Origin of the sequence: Immundisolibacter sp., assembly GCF_028696615.1 — a bacterium.
GTDB lineage: Bacteria > Pseudomonadota > Gammaproteobacteria > Immundisolibacterales > Immundisolibacteraceae > Immundisolibacter.
Map to the genome: position 1 here is coordinate 1 of NZ_JAQVGQ010000317.1, position 2591 is coordinate 2591.

At 66.6% G+C, this 2591-nt stretch carries 2 protein-coding genes; one reads left to right on the forward strand and one right to left on the reverse strand.

The window, feature by feature from the left end; all coding sequences use genetic code 11:
* The coding region (locus tag PHC73_RS13785; protein ID WP_300129400.1) for a DUF3394 domain-containing protein at nt 1-575 on the forward strand (575 nt) is incomplete at its 5' end.
* Nucleotides 576-596: 21 nt separating this feature from the next.
* Here the strand turns inward: PHC73_RS13785 and PHC73_RS13790 are convergent.
* Nucleotides 597-2264, reverse strand: coding sequence for a CSLREA domain-containing protein (locus tag PHC73_RS13790; protein ID WP_300129402.1), 1668 nt, complete (start codon nt 2262-2264; stop codon nt 597-599).
* Nucleotides 2265-2591 lie beyond the last annotated feature (327 nt).

A 2591-nucleotide genomic window follows, 5' to 3' on the forward strand; every position in this document is an offset into this window, starting at 1 on the left:
TGCTGATCGACGTGACGTCGTTCGGCCACGGCCTGCTGGTCGCCGGTAGCGCGCTCGCCGCCATGCTCTGCTTCGCCGCCGCCACCCAGGGCTGGTTCCTGACGCGCAGCCGCTGGTGGGAAACCGCTGCACTGCTGCTCGTGACCTTCACGCTGTTCCGGCCGGGTTTCTGGATGGACCGCATCGTCGATCCCTACACCGAACGGCCGGTGACCGAGCTTTATCAGATCGCCGCAGCGATGCCGCGCAACGCGCACATCCGGCTCATGGCCGAGGGAGCGACGCTCACGGGTGAAACGACACAACGGGTAATGATGCTGCCGCTCGGCGCGCCGGCGAACGGGCAACGGCGGTTGATGAACGCCGGCCTGACGCTGATGCCCCAGGGCGACGCGATGAACGTGCTCGGTGTCAGCTTCGGCAGCCCCGCCGAACGCGCCGGCATCGGCTTCGGCTGGCGCGTGACCGGCGTGCTGGTGGCCGCCGAGCGGCCGTCACCGGCATGGCTGTATCTGCCGGCGTTGGGCTTGCTGGGGCTGGTGGTACTGGCGCAGTACCGGCGCAGGCGCCGGTAGGCTGCGCCCGCCGCCGAGTGGTCAGGAACGGCGCCTGCGCGCCAGACCGCCGCCAAGACCCAGCAGCAGCGCCGTCGCCGCGAGGGCCGGGAGCGACATCACGGGCGTTGCCACCGGCGGTTCACCGTTCAGGGCACCGAAGGTCACGGGAACGCAGGCCGAGAATTCCGAGGTCTCATTCGTACCGATGTCGTACTTGGTGGCGGTCATGGTGATGAAATGACCGGGCGTGGTGGCCGGCAGTCCGGTCGAGGTCGCCGCCAGATCGCCATCGAAAGTGATCCGGTCCCGACCGTCCAGGAACACCTCGCCCTCGCCATGGCCGCTGGCGTCGCATGACGCATTGGAAAAGAACTCCACCCGGTATTGCATATTCGACGGCTCACCATCCAGCGTGAAACTCACCGCCGTGTTGGCGCCGTCGGTGACCGCCGACGTGATGACCGGGAAGTTCTGGTAGCCGTTCGGACCGACATCCGCGTCGTCGAGGTCATTGAGGCTCACGCCCCCGCCGAAGCCCGACGCCTGATCGTCGGTGAGTTCGATGCCGAGCCCGCCGTTGCCATAGATGCGGTTGCCCAGAATCTGGTTGTACCTGCTGAAGGAGGCCAACAGTATGTCATTGCGGTTGATGTGCACGCCGTCCTGTCCCCAGTTGGCGATGACGTTGCCGTCGTTGGCGCCGGTGCCGCCGATCATGTTGTCCTGCGGTCCGCCACCACCCGAGAACGTCGCGAAGAGCACGACACCATTACCCGTACCGCCGATGTCCGACACGCCATCGGCGCCGACGCCGATCGAGTTGGCGGTCAGCAGGTTGTCGTCCGACACGCCGGAAAGATAGACGCCGTTGTTCCCGCCGATCACGTTGCCGGTGACCGTATGACTGCCGCTCCCGCTCAGCCAGATGCCGCTGTTCTGCGACAGGGGAGAATTGCCGTCGGCCGTGGTGCCGATCAGATTGTTCTGGATGGTGATGCCGCTGGTACCCGAATTGCCGATGAGGATGCCGTTCTGGTTGTTGCCAGCGATCAGGTTCCGGTCGGCGGGCAGCGGGCCACCGATGAGCGAGTTCGTCACCCCAGGCACAGTCGTCGCCATCACGAAGACGCCATGGTTGGAATTCCCGAGGTCGTTGGTGCCGTCGGTGCCGATGAAGTTGCCCGCGATGGTGATGCCGCTCAGCCCGCCGTCACCGAACAACAGGATGCCCGAATTGGAAAATCCGGTGATGCGCAGGCCGCGGATGCTGCTGCCGTCGGCGCCTGCCACCAGGGTAAGGCCGTAGTTCACTGCACCGCCATTGGCGATGCCGACCCGGATGTCCGCATCGGTGCCGGAGGCAAGGGCATTGGCCGCGGCACCACTCTGCGTATAGCCGTCGATGTGGATCTCGGCGGAGATGTCGGGCAATGCCGCATTCAGGCCGATGATGTGCGGCCCCGCGCCGGGAATGGCGAAGGCGATGGTATCCGCGCCGCTGCCCGTCACGCAGCCGTTGTAGGGGACATCGTTGTTGGCGGCGTAGATCGCCTCGCGCAGCGAACAGTCGGCGTTGTTCGCATCCTCGTCGGTTGCCAGGTTGACGGTGATGGTGGCGGCCGTCGCGGACCCGGCCAGAACGGCGGCGGCGATCAGGACCGATGTCAGGAAGCGGCGCGGGTACGCGCCGAGCCGTGCGTTTTTCATGCAGCATGCCCCTCGTGAACGCGGAACGGGGAACACCTCCCCAGCGCCGGCATTGTCTTCGGGCCGCGGCCGGCTGTATGCCACCCGTCGGGGTGGCAAACCGCGTTCGGGCGACGGGGCGCGACGGCCGCCGAGATGGCTGACCACACCGGATGCCGGTGCTAAGCTTGCCGTCGCCTGACCAGGGGAGGCAGCGACGTCGTGAAAAGGCTGATGCGCGAGTACGAGAATCTCTGCACACTCGGCCTGCCCGCCCGCGAGGTGGTGCCGCTGGCGCTGGATCTGCTGGCGCGCATGGTCGGCGGGGCGTTCTTCAGCTTCATCTGG